General features: G+C 60.1%; 15 protein-coding genes. 9 read left to right on the top strand and 6 right to left on the bottom strand.

What is annotated here, in order from left to right:
• Positions 1-48 precede the first annotated feature (48 nt).
• From KFE13_RS13065 to KFE13_RS13055, 3 genes are read right to left on the bottom strand one after another with little or no spacing between them, the layout of a single operon-like run.
• Entirely contained in the window at positions 49-2,937 is a 2,889-nt protein-coding gene (locus KFE13_RS13065) for an IPT/TIG domain-containing protein (protein WP_260703551.1), read from the bottom strand.
• Positions 2,934-3,632: a hypothetical protein gene (locus KFE13_RS13060; protein ID WP_260703550.1), complete on the bottom strand. Its 699-nt coding sequence runs from the start codon at positions 3,630-3,632 to the stop codon at positions 2,934-2,936. The genes KFE13_RS13065 and KFE13_RS13060 overlap by 4 nt, the downstream gene beginning before the upstream one ends.
• Before the next feature lie 55 nt (positions 3,633-3,687).
• The gene (locus KFE13_RS13055) at positions 3,688-3,888 is read right to left on the bottom strand and encodes an allantoinase (RefSeq protein ID WP_186695064.1); all 201 of its coding nucleotides are present in this window, start codon (positions 3,886-3,888) and stop codon (positions 3,688-3,690) included.
• A gap of 408 nt (positions 3,889-4,296) precedes the next feature.
• Here KFE13_RS13055 and trxB point away from each other — a divergent pair, with 408 nt between their 5' ends.
• Positions 4,297-5,250 carry a thioredoxin-disulfide reductase gene (gene trxB, locus KFE13_RS13050; protein ID WP_260703549.1) on the top strand — a complete coding sequence of 318 codons (954 nt, stop codon included), beginning with the start codon at positions 4,297-4,299 and terminating at the stop codon, positions 5,248-5,250.
• A 249-nt stretch (positions 5,251-5,499) separates the two neighbouring features.
• Here the strand turns inward: trxB and KFE13_RS13045 are convergent, their stop codons facing one another.
• Positions 5,500-5,829 carry a DMT family protein gene (locus tag KFE13_RS13045; RefSeq protein ID WP_260703548.1) on the bottom strand — a complete coding sequence of 110 codons (330 nt, stop codon included), beginning with the start codon at positions 5,827-5,829 and terminating at the stop codon, positions 5,500-5,502.
• Between the two features lie 52 nt (positions 5,830-5,881).
• Between KFE13_RS13045 and KFE13_RS13040 the strand changes: the two genes are divergently transcribed.
• Together KFE13_RS13040 and KFE13_RS13035 are read left to right on the top strand one after the other, a co-directional pair.
• Positions 5,882-6,580: a YggS family pyridoxal phosphate-dependent enzyme gene (locus tag KFE13_RS13040; RefSeq protein WP_260703547.1), complete on the top strand. Its 699-nt coding sequence runs from the start codon at positions 5,882-5,884 to the stop codon at positions 6,578-6,580.
• On the top strand, positions 6,580-6,891 hold the full coding sequence (locus tag KFE13_RS13035; protein ID WP_260703546.1) for a DUF167 domain-containing protein: 312 nt from the start codon (positions 6,580-6,582) through the stop codon (positions 6,889-6,891). The genes KFE13_RS13040 and KFE13_RS13035 overlap by 1 nt, the downstream gene beginning before the upstream one ends.
• 96 nt (positions 6,892-6,987) lie before the next feature.
• Here the strand turns inward: KFE13_RS13035 and KFE13_RS13030 are convergent, their stop codons facing one another.
• The gene (locus KFE13_RS13030) at positions 6,988-8,247 is read right to left on the bottom strand and encodes a glycoside hydrolase family 28 protein (protein WP_260703545.1); all 1,260 of its coding nucleotides are present in this window, start codon (positions 8,245-8,247) and stop codon (positions 6,988-6,990) included.
• 116 nt (positions 8,248-8,363) lie between these two features.
• Between KFE13_RS13030 and KFE13_RS13025 the strand changes: the two genes are divergently transcribed.
• The 6 genes from KFE13_RS13025 to KFE13_RS13000 all read left to right on the top strand — a co-directional run bounded on the left by KFE13_RS13025 (position 8,364) and on the right by KFE13_RS13000 (position 14,988).
• A complete protein-coding gene (locus tag KFE13_RS13025; RefSeq protein ID WP_260703544.1) occupies positions 8,364-10,217 on the top strand; it encodes a M2 family metallopeptidase in 1,854 nt (617 codons plus the stop codon).
• Positions 10,218-10,241: 24 nt separating this feature from the next.
• Entirely contained in the window at positions 10,242-10,844 is a 603-nt protein-coding gene (locus tag KFE13_RS13020) for a glycerol-3-phosphate responsive antiterminator (protein WP_260703543.1), read from the top strand.
• A 186-nt stretch (positions 10,845-11,030) separates the two neighbouring features.
• Entirely contained in the window at positions 11,031-11,174 is a 144-nt protein-coding gene (locus KFE13_RS13015; protein ID WP_260703542.1) for a hypothetical protein, read from the top strand.
• A complete protein-coding gene (gene glpK, locus KFE13_RS13010; RefSeq protein WP_313900645.1) occupies positions 11,174-12,676 on the top strand; it encodes a glycerol kinase GlpK in 1,503 nt (500 codons plus the stop codon). Before KFE13_RS13015 ends, glpK begins: the two co-directional genes overlap by 1 nt.
• On the top strand, positions 12,673-14,232 hold the full coding sequence (locus tag KFE13_RS13005) for a glycerol-3-phosphate dehydrogenase/oxidase (protein ID WP_260703541.1): 1,560 nt from the start codon (positions 12,673-12,675) through the stop codon (positions 14,230-14,232). Before glpK ends, KFE13_RS13005 begins: the two co-directional genes overlap by 4 nt.
• Before the next feature lie 12 nt (positions 14,233-14,244).
• Positions 14,245-14,988 carry an MIP/aquaporin family protein gene (locus KFE13_RS13000; RefSeq protein WP_260703540.1) on the top strand — a complete coding sequence of 248 codons (744 nt, stop codon included), beginning with the start codon at positions 14,245-14,247 and terminating at the stop codon, positions 14,986-14,988.
• Positions 14,989-15,130: 142 nt separating this feature from the next.
• On the opposite strand, the gene KFE13_RS12995 is transcribed toward KFE13_RS13000, so the two are convergent.
• Complete coding sequence (locus KFE13_RS12995) at positions 15,131-16,258, bottom strand: SIS domain-containing protein (protein WP_260703539.1); 1,128 nt, start codon at positions 16,256-16,258, stop codon at positions 15,131-15,133.
• Positions 16,259-16,466 lie beyond the last annotated feature (208 nt).

Raw genomic sequence — 16,466 nt, 5'->3', positions numbered from 1 at the left:
TCTTACAGATTTGCCCTGCAAACACAGCCTATAATCGCGCACTGATGCTCACGGCTGTCTCTGCAGCGAGAGGGAGACAAATCCCTGCGTCCCCGTAGAGACGACTATCTGTGTCACCTCTGGCTGCCCTGCAAGATCGAGCGGAGCAATCGTCACAGTGCCATCGATCGCAGAGATCTGAGCAGAGCTGGTTGCATTCAATATCGGAGCAATCGGGCACCGGCCCTGCTCGGGACATGGCAGCGTCCATGGCTGTACGGCCTGATGAATACTGACCGGCGCACCAGCAACGGAATGCCCGGCTGGGTCTACCACTCGCATCACAACGGGACTCAGCGAAACTCCCGCTACGACGGATTGCCCTGTGCCACTCACTACTTGAAGCGCCAACGCATTCGGCGCAACGCCATAAACGTTGAAACCAGCGCATATCGTCGTCCATGCACATGCTGTACCTGCGACGCTGACGCCTCCGGCAATCGGTCCGGCGAGAACCGTCGTCCGTGCCATCGATTGCCCATCCACGCTGGAGACGCCTGGCGAAAAGGACAGCCCGTCCGTAACCGCGCTCCACACGACGGGCACGCCTGCAGCCGTCGTTGCATTGTCGGCGACCATGACCTGAGGCGTCCATTGCACCTGCGCCCCTTCCGCAAGGTAGAGCGCCGCATCCAAAGCCGTCACCGTCTGCACGTGCGCGATGGCAGTCAGATTCGACGCAACGCTTCCCACGCTGCTCACAGCCGAAAGTGTCATCGTCCCCGCCGTTAGCGGAGTGACCGTGCTCGATACCTTCCCTGTCGCGTCTGTCAGCACGGTGCACACGACCGCACCACACACATCAAATCGTGCCTGACCACCTGCTGTCGACAGGTTCACAGCTACTCCAGCCATCGGCGTGACACCATCGGCCGCGATTGCCTGCACCACAAACGCAGGCGTTGCTGCCACTCCAGTAAACGCCTGTCCCTGCGGCGCTGAGAACAGCACCAACGCAGGTTGCGGCGCCGCATAGGCAAGCGCTCCGCTCATCGTCGAGGTTGCGCCCGTCAACGTGTCACGTACCGCAACGTCGGCTGTGATCGCTGTCGAAGCATGAAGCGCAGGCGCCATCGCCGTGATGCTGTTCGCGGTCCAGCTTGTAACGCTCGCCGCGATGCCGTTGATCGTGACCGTATTACCCGGCCTGAAACCCATGCCCGTGATCGTGACCGCTCCGCCACCCGCTGGGACCGTCGCCGGTGCAACAGAGTCTGCATATAACACTCGCGCCTGGTAGGCGTAGTCGGGCCGTCCATCGCCGCGCTGGTCGGCAATCACAAGGCGAAGCTGCTGCTGTGATGCCGCACCTGGAACCGCAAGGCTCGTCATGCCGCTCGACAGACTGCTGAATGCCTGTGGAGCAGCGGCAACCGTAGGGCGCGTGCCGATGGTGTCCGATGTATTCCACACTCCGATGATGGGGAGCATCTTAGCAGTCGAAGGCGAGCCGCTCTCGTCCTGAGCTGTGACCTCCAGCGTCCAGCTGCGATTCTGCCGCACCGTCATCGCCGACCATGCCGCGTGGCCATAGGAACACAGGTTTCCCGTCCACCAACCGGTTGAGGGAACCGGTGCTGGCGCCCTCTCCGTTCCATCGCCAGAGCTGTCGCACCCGTTCGCCGCATCTGCGGTCGTACTGTTGTAAATGTAAAAGTCGCCCGGCCTCACCAGCCAAATGTGGTCATTCAGCAAGCTTCCCGAAGGAGCGACCGAGTTCGAGGTATAGGGCCCAACCGCGAAGCTTCCCACGTAGAGCGGGTTTATAGGCTGTGTCTGGATGACAAAGTTCTGCCACCCTTCCCAGTCATACAGGGGAATCCGGTAGAGATTGAACTGTCCCTCAAGCGGAGCCCACGCCAGTCCCATGCCTGCCGTCGCTGATCCGGATGGAGGTCCGGATACCGGATTGCCTCCGTTACGCGTGTAGAGATAGCCCGACACCGAGGAGACCGACTCCCACGTCTCTGGATAGTTCCAGAAAGGCTCCAGCCGATGAACCACGACATTTACGCCCTGCATGCCCTGACCATTCGGAAACGAGATCGTGCCATTGACCTGACTCCCGCGCGCGAAGGTGAGCGTCTTTCCCGGCGCCGGAGAGCTTTGCACGGGATAAAGCAGCGCGAGCCCCGAGACATCGTCGTCGCGCAGCGTAAACGGCTGCGGCATGCACTGATAGGTATATGGCCCGCAGATCACGTCAATCGGATGCATCACAGGCCAGTACAGCGCCTGTTGATACGTCGGGCTTGGATTGCCTGTAAAGACGTTATCGTTGGTCTGCGACCATGCCAGCCCGATCACGCGTCCGAAGGCGCGCATGAGTTGATACTGCAGCTGCAGCTGCTGCTCCGGAGCAGGTCCTGTGCAACGGCCATTCAGGATGAGGATCGCATGCCGGATATAGCCGTCCGTGCTGAACGAATCCACGCTCTCGGTGACTGCATTCTGCCTGCAACTTCCAGGACTGCTGGCTCCCTGTCCCAGCAGGGTATCCGTCACCGAGCCGTCGCTGTCGTAGATGACGGCAATCTGTTTTGCCTGATAGTTGGACGACTGCACATCGGCCGGAAAGACGATGCCGTTGGTATCCGGATAGACATTGGCTGAACTTACGTGCTGAGCGAGAGAGCCTCCGTATGCCAGCGTCAGCCGGGAGACCGGAACGTTCCACACATCAGCGGCGGCCGCTACGATCGCATCGGCCGCGGTGTGGTTGACATACGGGCTCAGATCGCCGGGATCGGTGAAGTACTGTGGGCTATCGGTGTACCAGAAGATCGGCCAACCTGGACGGCTGAAGTACGGCGGACCAGTCACCCAGCGAGGGCCGCTTGCGGCGCTGCTGCCTGCGGCAGCAAGAACAAACAGGAAGATCCATAGAGGCTTCCTCATGGCGTGGCCTGTTGCCACGAGCGGAGCATCTTTACGACCACAGTAACCGGAGCCTGCTGCGACGCGACGGAATTATCTCCAACGGTGTTGCCGCGGTTCGTCTGGTCTGCGGCAGTCACCATCGGAGAGCTGGCTACTGGAATCGTGCGCGCCAGCCGTGTGCCAACCCAGCGCAGGTCGGCGATCACCGGCATCGGCGATGTGGCAGCCGATGCCGATGAAACTCCCAGCGGCGCAGATGTTGTTCCGCGAATCGGGATGACACCAGTCATGCCGCCGACCGGCGAGCTGATGCCGCTTGCGCCAGGAGCGTGCAGCAGCATCAGCAGGCGCTGGCCTACGCGATAGCGCGGCTCATCCGCAGACCAGAGACCGGCCCATTCGCGCAGCGTGTAGGTGTTTCCGGTGGTGCATGCGCGGATTGCATCGTCGATACGAAAGTCGATCTCGACGATGCCGGAAGAGCCGTTCTGCCCTTCGCGCTGCCGGATCGCTGTAACCTCGCCGACGAAGATGATGCCTGCTGCGTCGGACATCTGATGCAGCGCGTCCTCGACGGTTTGCGGCATCGGCGCGGTTTCCTGCGCCGGACTGGCCTGCGGCGATGAAACTATTGCCGTCAGCGCAAGCAGGAAGCAGCGCGTTATCGATGGAGCGGGAATCACGCTTACTTCTTCGTCCGCAGCGTGACCCAAAATGAGTCATTCGTGCTCGATCAGAAGATGGCTGGTTCCAAAACGGGAAGCGACCTTAGATCTCCGGATAAAAATCGAAGAAAGCATCGAGGCTCATGCGCAGCTGGGCTTCGATCTGCTCGCGGCTGCCTTCGAGCACATGCATTGTTACCTGGGCCTGATTGCCGTTCTTGAGCTCGATCGGCGCATCGCCGACTCGGGCGATCTCGTCTGCGGGCAGGAGCCGCATTCCATAAACCAGCGTTAGATTTGCCATAGCCTGATTGTATGAGGTCGGCCCCACCCCCTTCCCCTGCGGAGAGTAAGTTATCCAGAATGAATATGTTGCACGTTTTGCACAGGGCAAAACATTCAAACGACAAGGTTTAACCTTAAAAATATAGATTCCAAAAGAGTTAGCCCCCAGCCGGGGAGACTGAGGGCTTTCCTTTGCTGACGATGATTTAAGTCTAGCAAAACGGGTGGAGTGAATCGGCAGATTTTTTAGGGTTTATTTCCTTTGAAATGAGATGGTTACGATTTCAGGGGGCTTGACAGGATTTCTGCGCTGGCGCGGGTCGGGCTTGCCGGTTACTGGCTGCTCAGAGACGAACGGGCATCAGGCTCAGCCGCAGGCCATTTGAATCGTTTCCGCCGGTGCCGCATTTACACTGAGGGAACGTTTATGAGTGAAAACACGACACGTGACACTGTGATTTTGGGGTCCGGCTGCTCCGGACTGACTGCCGCCATCTATACCGCACGCGCCAACCTGAAGCCGCTGGTGCTGGAAGGCCATGAGCCGGGCGGACAACTTTCGATTACGACCCTGGTGGAGAACTTTCCGGGCTGGCCGGAGGGCATCCAGGGGCCGGAGCTGATCGAAAACATGAAGAAGCAGGCGACGCGTTTTGGCGCCGAGCTGAAGATGGCTCACCTGCATTCGATTGATCTGTCGAAGCACCCGTATGAGCTGAACATCGGGAAAGAGACGATCAAGACGCGGACCATTATTATCGCTTCGGGTGCGAGCGCGCGGTGGCTGAACCTGCCGAGCGAGCAGGCCCTGATTGGTCATGGCGTGAGCTCGTGCGCAACGTGCGATGGGTTCTTCTTTTCAGGCAAGGAGATTGCGGTCATCGGCGGAGGCGACTCGGCGATGGAGGAGGCTCTGTTCCTGACACGCTTCGCGACGAAGGTGACGCTGATCAACCGCAGCGAGAAGTTTCGCGCCTCAAAGATCATGCTGGACCGCGCGATGGCGCATCCGCAGATTAAGTTCATGAGCTCAACCGTCGTGGAAGAGGTGCTGGGCGTTGAAGACAAGGACGTGAAAGGCCTGAAGCTGAAGAATACGGTGACGGGCGAGGAGTCCGTGCTGCCCGTCTCGGCGATGTTCCTGGGCATTGGGCATGAACCGAATGCGAAGGCGTTCGCGGGGCTGATGGACCTCGATCAGGACGGCTACATCCTGACGAAGAGCAATGTCTTCACGACGAAGAACGGCGAGGTGATTCCCGGCGTGTTTGCATGCGGAGATATTCAGGACCGGCGGTATCGGCAGGCGATCACGGCTGCGGGATCAGGGTGCATGGCGGCGCTTGAGGTGGAGAAGTATCTGGAAGAGCATGGGCACTGAGTCGTTGCCAACTACGAGATTCTGAGGTCAGCCCTGCGGGGTTGGCCTTAGTTTTTATGCTGTGACGATCGTACTTTCTCCAAAAATAAGAATTCTCTGACCGAGCAGATTTCTCTGACCGACATCCTGCAAAAAATGCGGGGGGTTCCTCGGCTCGCTGCGCTCGCTCGGAATGACACTTTCTCGATATCGAGCAACCATACTCATCCAGGCTCATGATGAACTACTCATCCAGGCTTATGACGAACTCTAAAACTTGTGGAACATGAAGAAGGCTCCTGCGATGAGGCAGCAGAAGGCTACGGCGTGGTTCCAGCGGAGATGGTCGCCGAAGTAGAAGACGGAGAAGACGCCGAAGACGGAGAGCGTGATGACCTCCTGAATGACCTTGAGCTGGTCGGGCGTGAAGGTTCGTGCGCCGATGCGGTTGGCAGGAACCTGCAGGCAGTACTCAAAAAGCGCGATGGACCAGCTGACGAGGATGACCTTCCACAAGGCCACCTCCTTGTACTTGAGGTGCCCGTACCAGGCGAAGGTCATAAAGATGTTCGAGCCGATAAGCAGAAGGATGGTCCACATGCGATGTGCGTGTCTCCGTAAAAGTGGTTTCAGGAAGTAAGATGCAATCTAGATGAGCATTGCAGAAAACATTGCACGATTGAAAGAGGAGATCGCCCAGGCATGCGCGAAGGCAGGGCGCGATGCGGGCGCGGTGCAGCTGATGGCGGTCAGCAAGGTGCATCCGGTTGAGGCGATTGTGGAGGCCTATGCAGCGGGGCAGCGGCTGTTTGGCGAGAACCGCGTGCAGGAGTTTCAGGAGAAGTCCGAGCGCGTGGCGGAGCTGGCGGGTGCGAAGTTTCACCTGATCGGGCCGCTGCAGTCGAACAAGACAAACAAGGCGGCAGAGTTGTTCGACGCGATCGATGCGGTGGATTCGCTGAAGATTGCGCAGCGGCTGGAGACGGCGGCAACGGCTCTGCGTAAGCGGCTGCCGGTGCTGATTGAAGTGAAGCTAAGCCATGAGGAGTCGAAGCATGGTGTGGGACCGGATGAACTGGCCGGATTGCTGGACGCGATGAGCGGATTCGAGTTTGTGAAGGCGGTTGGGCTGATGACGGTTCCTCCGTGGTCGGAGGATGCGGAGACGGCGCGGCCTTACTTTCGCGAGCTGCGGCGGCTGCGCGATGAGGCGGTGAAACGGCATCCGGCGGTGACGCAGCTTTCGATGGGGATGTCGAATGATTTTGCCGTGGCGATTGAAGAGGGCAGCACCTGCGTGCGTGTGGGGACGGCGATCTTTGGTAAGCGGGTGTATGCGGCAGGTGCCTGATGGATGCGGCAAGTGAGTTTGCGCGGGATGTTGCGGATGGATGCACATTGCGTGTGCGGGTGCATCCGGGGGCGAAGCGCGATGCTGTGACTGGGCTGCATGCGGGTGCGGTGAAGATTGCGTTGCATGCGCCTCCGGTGGATGGGAAGGCCAATGACACGTTGATCGCGTTTGTGGCGGAGAAGGTGGGTGTGCCGCGCACAAAGGTTTCGCTGGTGGCGGGTGCGGCCAGTCGCAGCAAGACACTGCGCATCATGGGCAGGAGTGCAGCGGAGATACAGGCGGCTCTTTCGCCTGATGCGAATGCTTGAGGTATACCCAGGGGCTAAAGCCCCCTTCTGCTTTGGATGAGTTGAGAGACCCAGGCTAAAGCCCTGGGCTCCCTGGAAGCCAGACACTTCACTGAGTTACTTGATGTCAATGTTGGCGGCTGCGCCTTTGGTGATGGCTTCTCCGTTGGCGATGATGAGGTGCACGTCGGAGGCGGCGACGTTGGCGTAGGCGATGGTCATTCCCTTTTGTGCGGTGATGTTGATGTTTTTGAGGATGACGTCTTTGACGGGAGATTCGGGAAGGCCGACGATGATGCCTGCGGTTCCACTTTTAACGGAGTTCACATTCTCGATTTTGATGTTGTGGAAGAAGGGCGTGAGGCGCGTGATGGGCGCGGCGGCTACGTCTCCTTCGGGGAGCACTTTGGGGTAGTACTCGCTGATGAGGATGGAGGTTTTGACGTCCTCCATGGAGATGTCTTTGAAGCTGATGTTGTAGACCTGGTTGCCGCGGTCGCGGTTGGCTTTGATGCGGATGCCCTGGTCGGTGCCCTTGAAGTGGATGCGCTCGGCGTGGATGTTGTTGGCGCCGCCGGCGATCTCGGAGCCGATGGAGAGGCCGTGGCCGTGGAGGAATTCGCAGTCGGTGATGGTGATGTTGGTGCTGGGCGCGTCGGGGCCAGGCGAGTTGATGATGCCGCTCTTGATGGCGATGTTGTCGTCGCCGACATCGGCGAGGACATGGTCGATGACCATGTTGGAGGAGCTGAAGGGATCGATGGCGTCGGTGTTGGGCGAGTGCTCGGGCGCGAGAATGCGGACGTTGCGGATGACGGTGTCGTCGGTGTAGTAAGGCACGACCTGCCAGGAGGGCGAGTTCTGGATGGTGATGCCTTCGATGCGGACATGTTTGCAGTGATCGAAGACGACGAGGCGCGGGCGGAAGTCGACGGCGCCGACGACTCCGGCGTTTTTGGTCTTGCGGGCTTCGGCCCACCAGGATTCGCCGTTGCCGTCGATGGTGCCGGAGCCGGTGATGGCGATGTTTTCGGCGCTGGTGGCGCTGACGAGTGACTGCGTGCCGGGGGCGCGGAATTCGGTCTTCTTCGGGTAGTCGGCGTGGTCGGGTGAGCCGAGGAGGGTGGTGTCCCTGGCGAGGTCGAGGGTGACGTTGGATTTGAGGACGATGGGGCCGGAGAGGAAGGTGCCGCCGGAGAGCTTGACGGTTCCGCCTGCTGAGGCGCAGTCGTCGATGGCGTGCTGGATGGCGGTGGTGTTTTTCGTCGCGCCGTCGGGTTTGGCTCCGTAGGCTATGGCGTCGCAGACCTTCGCGCTTGCGGGGAGAGTTACTGATGCGAAGAGGATGACGAGCGATAGAGAGATGGGACGGGTCATAACTTGCTTCTCCGTGCTTCCTGGCTGTTCAGCGAGATATTACACGAGATTGGTATGACCATTTAGAAATATGGCCGCAAAGAACATAGGTGCCTGCATTTCGGTAAACTCCGGCCATGAAGCTTTCATGGATGTTGCCGGTTTTCGCTTTGAGCGCGGTTGTCGCTGCGCAGACTCACTCGCCCGCTCCTGCTGGCCCGCCGACGGTGGCGGAGGCTGGGGTTTTTCTTGAGCATGCTGAAGCAGAGCTGCTGGCGTTGTCGAATGAGGCGCAACGGGCGGCGTGGGTGCAGGAGACCTACATCACGGACGACACAGAGGCTCTGGCGGCGAAGGCGAATGAGCGGCTGTTGACGAAGACGAATGAGATCGTGATCGCTTCTCGACGCTTCAACGGCATGAAGCTTCCGCCGGAGATGGCGCGCAAGTTTATGCTGCTGCGGCTGAATGGTTCACCGACGGACCCGAAGCTGGTGGCCGAGCTGACGCAGCTGGGTACGTCGCTGGATGGCATGTATGGCAAGGGGAAGTATTGCCCTGCGGGGAAGACCGGCGAGGACTGCCTAGGGATTGAGCAGCTGGATGTGCTGATGGCGAAGTCGCGCGACCCGAAGGAGCTGCAGCAGTTGTGGGAGGGCTGGCACAGAATCTCGCCGCCGATGCGGGAGAAGTATGCGCGGCTGGTGGAGCTGTCGAACCAGGGCGCGAAAGAGTTCGGGTTCAAGGACACGGGCGATCTGTGGCGCTCTGGGTACGACATGACTCCGGCGCAGTTTTCGGCGGAGCTGGAGCGCACGTGGACGCAGCTTGAGCCGTTGTACAAAGAGCTGCATGCGTATGTGCGGTTCAAGCTGATTCAGAAGTACGGCGCGGCGGCGGAGCGGCCGGATGGGATGATTCCTGCCTACCTGCTGGGCAATATGTGGGCGCAGGAGTGGGGAAACATCTATGACATCGTTGCTCCGGAGCCGACGGGCAATTACAAGATGTACGACCTGGAGGCTGCGCTGAAGCAGCAGATCGGGCCGGTGACGGAGCTGGAAGCCGGGAAGAAGATGGCGCGGTATGGGGAGGGCTTCTTTACTTCGCTTGGACTGGAGCCGCTGCCTGCAACGTTCTGGGAACGTTCGCAGTTCATCAAACCGCGCGACCGCGATGTGGTGTGCCATGCCAGCGCGTGGGATGTGGACAACGATCAGGACCTGCGCATCAAGATGTGCATTAAGGTGGATGCGGATAACTTCACGACGGTGCATCACGAGGAAGGGCACAACTTCTATCAGCGGGCATACCGCAAGCAGCCGTTCCTGTTCCGCAACGGTGCGAATGATGGATTTCATGAGGCGATCGGCGATGCGATTGCGCTTTCGATCACGCCGGACTACCTAAAGAAGTTGAAGCTGATCGATGAAGCTCCGCCGGTTGAGGCGGATATTCCGCTGCAGCTGCGCACGGCGCTGGACAAGATTGCGTTTCTTCCGTTCGGCCTGCTGATCGACAAGTGGCGGTGGCAGGTGTTCAGCGGTGAGACGAAGCCTGCCGATTACAACAAGGCGTGGTGGGCGCTGCGAGAGAAGTATCAGGGCGTGGCTCCGCCGACGGAACGCGATGAAACAAACTTCGATCCGGGTGCGAAATACCATATCCCGGGCAATGTGCCGTATGCGCGCTACTTCCTGGCGAGGATTTATCAGTTCCAGTTCTACAAGGCGATGTGCGATGCCTCGGGCTATAAAGGGCCGCTGAACCGCTGCAGCTTCTACGGAAGCAAGGAGGCGGGCGCGAAGCTGAATGCGATGCTGGAGGCCGGGCAGTCGAAGCCCTGGCAGGAGACGCTGAAGGCGATGACGGGCGAGGACCACCTGGATGCAGGTCCGATGCTGGAGTACTTCGCTCCTCTGTACACTTGGCTGAAGCAGCAGAACGAAGCCAACCATGTGACGACGGGCTGGACTGCTCCAAAGCGTTGACCACCGGCTGAATGGATTGAGGAGATGCTGGAAAAGAAGACGAACAAGCCTGTGCGCGATAAGGCGCTTTGGGATGAGGCGCTGAAGGAGTCTCCGGTCATTGCTGCGGTTCGCAGCGAGGAGACGCTGGAGAGTGCGCTGGCTTCTCCGGTGCGCCTTGTCTATCTGCTGTTTGGCAATCCGATGAATCTTGAGCGGATGATTGCGGCTGCGCGCTCGCGCAAGAAACTTCTTCTGGTGAATGCGGATCTGTTGCAGGGATTTTCCCGCGATGCGTATGCGGTGGAGTATCTGGCGCACTGCGACGCTTCAGGCATTATCTCGACGCATCATGGAACGCTGCAGGCGGCGCGCACCCACGGCCTGATTACGGTGCTGCGAACCTTCATGATCGACTCGGCGGCAGTCGAAGGGGCCAAGCGATTTCTTGCTCACTTTCAGCCGGATGCCGTTGAACTGCTGCCAGCGATTGCGGCGCCGGTGGTTCTCGACAGCATTCGCGAGGCGCATCCCACGTTGAAGGTGATTGCGGGTGGATTGATCAGCGACCTGAAGCAGGTGGAGAGCCTTGTGCAGGCTGGTGTCGATGCAGTGTCGCTGAGCCGGCCGGGGCTTTGGGTGGTTTAGCGACAGAAGAGATCCGGTTATGGTTTGACAAGGCTTTGGCGGCTTGTTAGTGTCCATAGCGTACGGCATTAGCCTAGAGACGAGCCGTCCCCGATCTGGAATAACCGGCAGCATTCAGCGATGAATGCTTTGTCTGTTGTTGTGGAGCGGGGACGGCTTTTTGTGCTCTATGGAGGGATGGAAACGATGAACTTCAACGCATTCGACGGTCCTCTACGACGTGCAGCAACTGCGGGCTCACACGTATGGGCAGTTGCTGTAAAGTGGCTCGAGGTTGAGCAGCAGACTGGCGTGATGACTCTCAGTGCGAAGACGAGGAGAACTTTCTAGTGGCGAAGCGATATATTCTTGCGCTCGATCAGGGCACGACCAGCTCAAGGGCGATGGTTGTGGATGAAAGCGGAGCCGTCATTTCGATTGCGCAGCATCCGTTTAAACAGATCTTTCCGAAGCCGGGGTGGGTGGAGCACTCGCCGACGGAGATATGGTCGTCGCAAAGCGGCGTGGCCAGCGAGGCGTTGGCGAAGGCCGACCTGACGGACCGCGCGATTGCCGCGATCGGCATTACGAACCAGCGCGAGACGACGATTGTGTGGGACCGTGAGACGGGCGAGCCGGTCTACAACGCGATTGTGTGGCAGGACCGGAGGACGGCGGAGTTTTGCGACCGGCTGCGCGCGGAAGCGGGCAGTGCTATCCAGCAGAAGACGGGGCTGATTCCGGATGCGTATTTTTCGGGCAGCAAGGTGAACTGGATTCTTGCGAATGTCGATGGCGCTTGGGCGAAGGCAGAAGCAGGCAAGCTGGCCTTTGGCACGGTGGATAGCTGGCTGATCTGGAAGCTGACGAACGGCGCGCGGCACGTTACGGACGCGACGAATGCTTCGCGCACGATGCTGTTCAACATCCACACGATGGCGTGGGATGAGGAGCTGCTGAAGCTGCTGGGCGTGCCGCATTCGATGCTGCCGGAGGTGGTGGCTTCGAGCGGCGTGTGCGGAACGACGAGCGGTTTGCTTCAGGGTGTGCCGATTGCCGGAATTGCTGGCGATCAACAGGCGGCTCTGTTTGGACAGATGTGTACGTCGGCGGGGATGGCGAAGTGCACGTATGGCACGGGCGCCTTCATGCTGCTGAATACGGGCACGAAGCCGGTGGCCTCGAAGAATCGTCTGCTGACGACGGTAGCGTGGAAGATTGGCGACACGGTGGAGTATGCGCTTGAGGGCAGCATGCTGATGGCGGGTGCCGTGGTGCAGTGGCTGCGTGATGAGCTGCAGATGATTCGTACCTCGGCCGAGGTGGAGCAGCTGGCAGCTACGGTGACGAGCTCGAATGGCGTCGTGCTGGTACCTGCGTTTGCGGGGCTTGGCGCTCCGCACTGGGACCCCTATGCGCGGGGATCGCTGCTGGGGCTTACACGCGGGACGTCGCGGGCGCATATTGCGCGTGCGGCGCTGGAAGGGATTGCGCTGCAGGCCACCGATGTACTGGAAGCGATGCAGGCGGATTCGGGATTGCCGCTGGCGCAGCTTCGCGTGGATGGCGGAGCCGCTGCCAACAATATGCTGATGCAAATTCAGTCGGATGTGCTGGGCATTGAAGTGGTGCGTCCGAAGAATGCGGAGGCGACGGTGTTTGGGGCAGCATATCTTGCGGGACTTGCTGTCGGATACTGGCCCGATAAGGACACGATTGCGCGACAGTGGCAGATGGATCGCGTCTTTAAACCCGCAATGGAGGCGCGCGATCGCGATAAGGTTCGCGCGACGTGGCGCAGAGCGTTGGAGCGCGCGGGCGACTGGGCGCGTGAAGAGGAGAAGCAAGCTTGAGTGATCGCGCTGAGATTTTGCGCAGGCTGGGGGCACAGGCAGAGTGGGACGTGCTGGTGATTGGCGGCGGTGCAACCGGGCTGGGCGCCGCGGTTGAGGCTGCCTCGCGTGGGTATAAGACGGCGTTGATCGAACGCGCGGATTTTGCCAAGGGGACATCGAGCCGCAGCACGAAGCTGGTGCACGGCGGGGTGCGCTACCTGGAGCAGATGAACATCACGCTGGTCCTGGATGCTCTGCAGGAGCGCGGGCATATGTTGGAGAACGCTCCGCACATCGTCCACAATTTGTCGTTTGTTGTGCCGGTCTACGATCTGGTCGGGCTTCCTTACTACGGCTTTGGGCTGAAGGTGTATGAGCTGCTCTCGGGCAAGCTTTCATTTGGCGCTTCGAAGATGCTTTCGCGCGAGAAGACGCTGGCGATGCTGAAAGGCGTGAAGTCGGATGGACTGCGTGGTGGCGTGCTGTATCACGATGGGCAGTTTGACGATTCGCGCTATGCGGTTTCGCTGATGCGAACGCTTGAGGGCCTTGGCGGGGTTGCGATCAACTACGTCGAAGCGGCCGGATTGATTGAAAGAAACGGCAGGACAGCAGGTGTCCGTGCGCGTGATATCGAGAGCGGGGAGACGTTCGATCTTCGTGCGAAGGTGACGATCAATGCGACGGGTGTCTTTACCGAAAATATTCTGAAGATGGACAAGGACAACGAGACGTTGCTGTCGGTGAGTCAGGGATCGCACTTTGTTCTGCCGCGCGATTTCCTGCCTGGGGACCGCGCGATGATGATTCCTAAGACATCGGATGGCCGCGTTCTGTTTGCGATTCCGTGGCATAGAGCAACGGTTGTCGGCACAACGGATGAGGCTGTGGATCATGCCTCTGTCGAGCCGCACATGATGGAGAAGGAACGCAGCTTTCTGCTGGATCACATTGGCAAATATCTTGGCCGGCGCCCGGAGCGCGAGGAGATACGGAGCATGTGGTCGGGACTGCGGCCGCTGGTACGCAAGGGCGGTGGAGCGACGTCGAAGCTGTCGCGCGATCACACGATCATCGTTTCGCCGACGGGACTGGTTACGGTGACAGGCGGCAAGTGGACAACGTATCGACGCATGGGTGAGGACACGATCAATAAAGCCGCCGCTGTAGCGGGACTGAAGAAAGAGCCCTCGCGGACGCGGGCGCTGCATCTGCATGGCTGGACGCGTGAGGTAGCTCCGGTTGAGTCGGAGCGTGTGTATGGGTCGGATCTGCCGGAGATCGTGAAGTTTTCGGAAGAGGATGCTTCGCTGAATGAGCTGCTGCATCCGCGGCTCCCCTACCGGGCGCGTGAGGTTGTGTGGGCTGCGCGGCATGAGATGGCTCGGACGGTGGAGGATGTGCTGGCGCGACGGACGCGGGCGCTGTTTCTGGATTCGCGTGCTGCGATTGAGGCCGCACCGAAGGTTGCCGATATACTGGCGCGTGAACTGGGCCGCAGCGAGGAATGGAAGGCGCGCGATCTTGCGATGTTTACCGCAGTTGCTCGCGGATATGTGTACGAGGGTATGTGAGGGTTCGAGTCTATGGTTAGTCCTTCTCTTGCGGCTGTGATGGGTGAGTTTGTCGGCACGTTTGTGTTGATCGTGCTGGGCAACGGTGTGGTTGCGGGCGCGTTGCTGAAGAAGTCGAAGGCCGAGAATGCCGGATGGATTTCGATCACGGCCGGATGGGCGATTGCGGTGTTTGCCGGTGTCGCGGTGAGCGCGGCGCTGGGCGATGCGGACGGGCATTTGAACCCGGCATTCACGGTGGCTTCGGTGATGATGACCGGTCATGCGGAGCGACTGCTCTATTACATTCCGGCGCAGGTGCTTGGCGCGTTGTGTGGAGGCATTGCCGTGTGGCTGCACTACAGGCCGCATTGGGAGTTGACGGAGGATAAGGATGCGAAGCTAGGCTGCTTCTGCACGGCTCCTGCGGTTTACAGCCCGGGGTGGAATCTGCTGAGCGAGATCATCGGCACGTTTGTGCTGGTGCTGGTGGCGACGGCGTTGTTCTCGAAGCGAATCGCTCCGGCGGGCGTTGCTCCTGGGCTGGGGCCGGTGCTGGTAGGTGCGCTGGTATGGGGTATCGGGCTATCGCTGGGCGGGACGACGGGCTATGCGATCAATCCTGCGCGCGATCTAGGTCCGCGCATCGCCCATGCCATTCTGCCAATCACGGGGAAGGGTGATTCAGGTTGGAAGTATGCGTGGGTGCCGGTGCTGGGGCCCGTGATTGGTGCGGCGTTGGCTGTGGCGGCGATTCGCGGGTTGGGGATGGCGTAGCTCTCTGGTGGTGTAGATGCAAAAGGCCCACATCTCAGGTTTGGAGGTGTGGGCTTTTTGTATGCATTCGTGACCGGGATGAGAAATGCGGGGGTTCCTCGACTTCGCTCGGAATGACACCCCTTGAAGAGTGCCCCTGCGATTACTCCTGGACGACGGCTTTTACGAGATTGCGGGGGTTGTCGACATCGATATGGCGGGCGATGGCCATGAAGTAGGCGAGGAGCTGGAGCGGCACGACTTCATACAACGGGGAGATGAACTCGGCGGCCTTCGGAACTTCGATAGCAACACGGCTGAGTCCGGCGACGCGGGTGTCGCCCTCGTTGACGATGGAGATGATATCGGCTCCCTGTTTGTTCATGTCGCGAACGAGGTTGAAGGTCTTCTCATAACGCAGGACGGAGTCGGGTGAGGAAGGATCGCAGGTGGCCAGTGCGATGAGCGGATTGTGGCGGCTGACGAGCGCGTTAGGGCCGTGCTTGAGCTCGCCGGTGGGGTAGCCCTCGGCCTGAATGTAGGCGGATTCCTTAAGCTTGAGCGCGCCTTCGCGGGCGATGGGATAGTGGACGCCGCGGCCAAGGAAGAGGAAGGTCTCGGAGGTTTGCAAGGTGTCGGCGAGCTGGGCGACCTGCTTTTCCCAGCGCGGGAGCACGGCCTCAAGCGCGGCGGGAACCTGGTAGAGATGCGCGAGGTGCGATTCGACGACGGCGCGCGTCATACGGCCACGGATGCGTGCCGCGTAGAGAGCAAGCAACTGGAGGACGACGAGCTGCGTGGTAAAGCTTTTGGTAGCGGGCACGGCGCGCTCGATCCCGGCGTAGGTGGGCAGCGAACATCCAGCGAGTTTGGCCATCGAGGATTCAGGCTTGTTGGTGATCGCGATGGTGGAGGAGCCGCGGGCAATCGCCTCGCGGAGAGCCTCGGAGGTGTCGGCGGTCTCGCCGGATTGCGAGATGACGACGAAGCAGGGATTTCTGAGCGTCTGCGTGGAGCGATAGATGTACTCGCTGGCGTATTCGACGTCGACAGCGATGCCAGCGAGGTCTTCGAAGAGGATCTCGCCGGAGAGGCCGGCGTGGCGGCTGGAGCCAGAGGCCGAGATAAGAATGGAGTCGCGGCCGACGAGCGCCTGACGGGCGGCGAGGAAGACATCCTCACGAAGACTGGTGCCATCGGCGTACGCGGCGAGGGTCTGGGAGATGGCCGCGGGCTGCTCGAAGATCTCGCGGATCATGGCGTGGGGGAAGTTGCGTGCTGGAGTGGTCATGGGGCCTTGTCTATACCTCTATACCAGTTTAGCTGGTGGATCGGTGAATGCTCGGCACTGGCTGGTGATTATGGTATCGCGGGGGTGGCTGGACGGGAGATCGAGCGCGGATCTTTCGATTTGTCCCGGGATGAACATGCCCGAAGGATGTCTGTTGTCGAGAGGCGAATTCCTGCAGAGCGTGACTGTGCCACTCCGGTCGGAATGA

The sequence above is a fragment of the Edaphobacter flagellatus genome (assembly GCF_025264665.1).
Classification (GTDB): domain Bacteria; phylum Acidobacteriota; class Terriglobia; order Terriglobales; family Acidobacteriaceae; genus Edaphobacter; species Edaphobacter flagellatus.
This window is presented reverse-complemented; position numbering and strand designations above follow the sequence as displayed.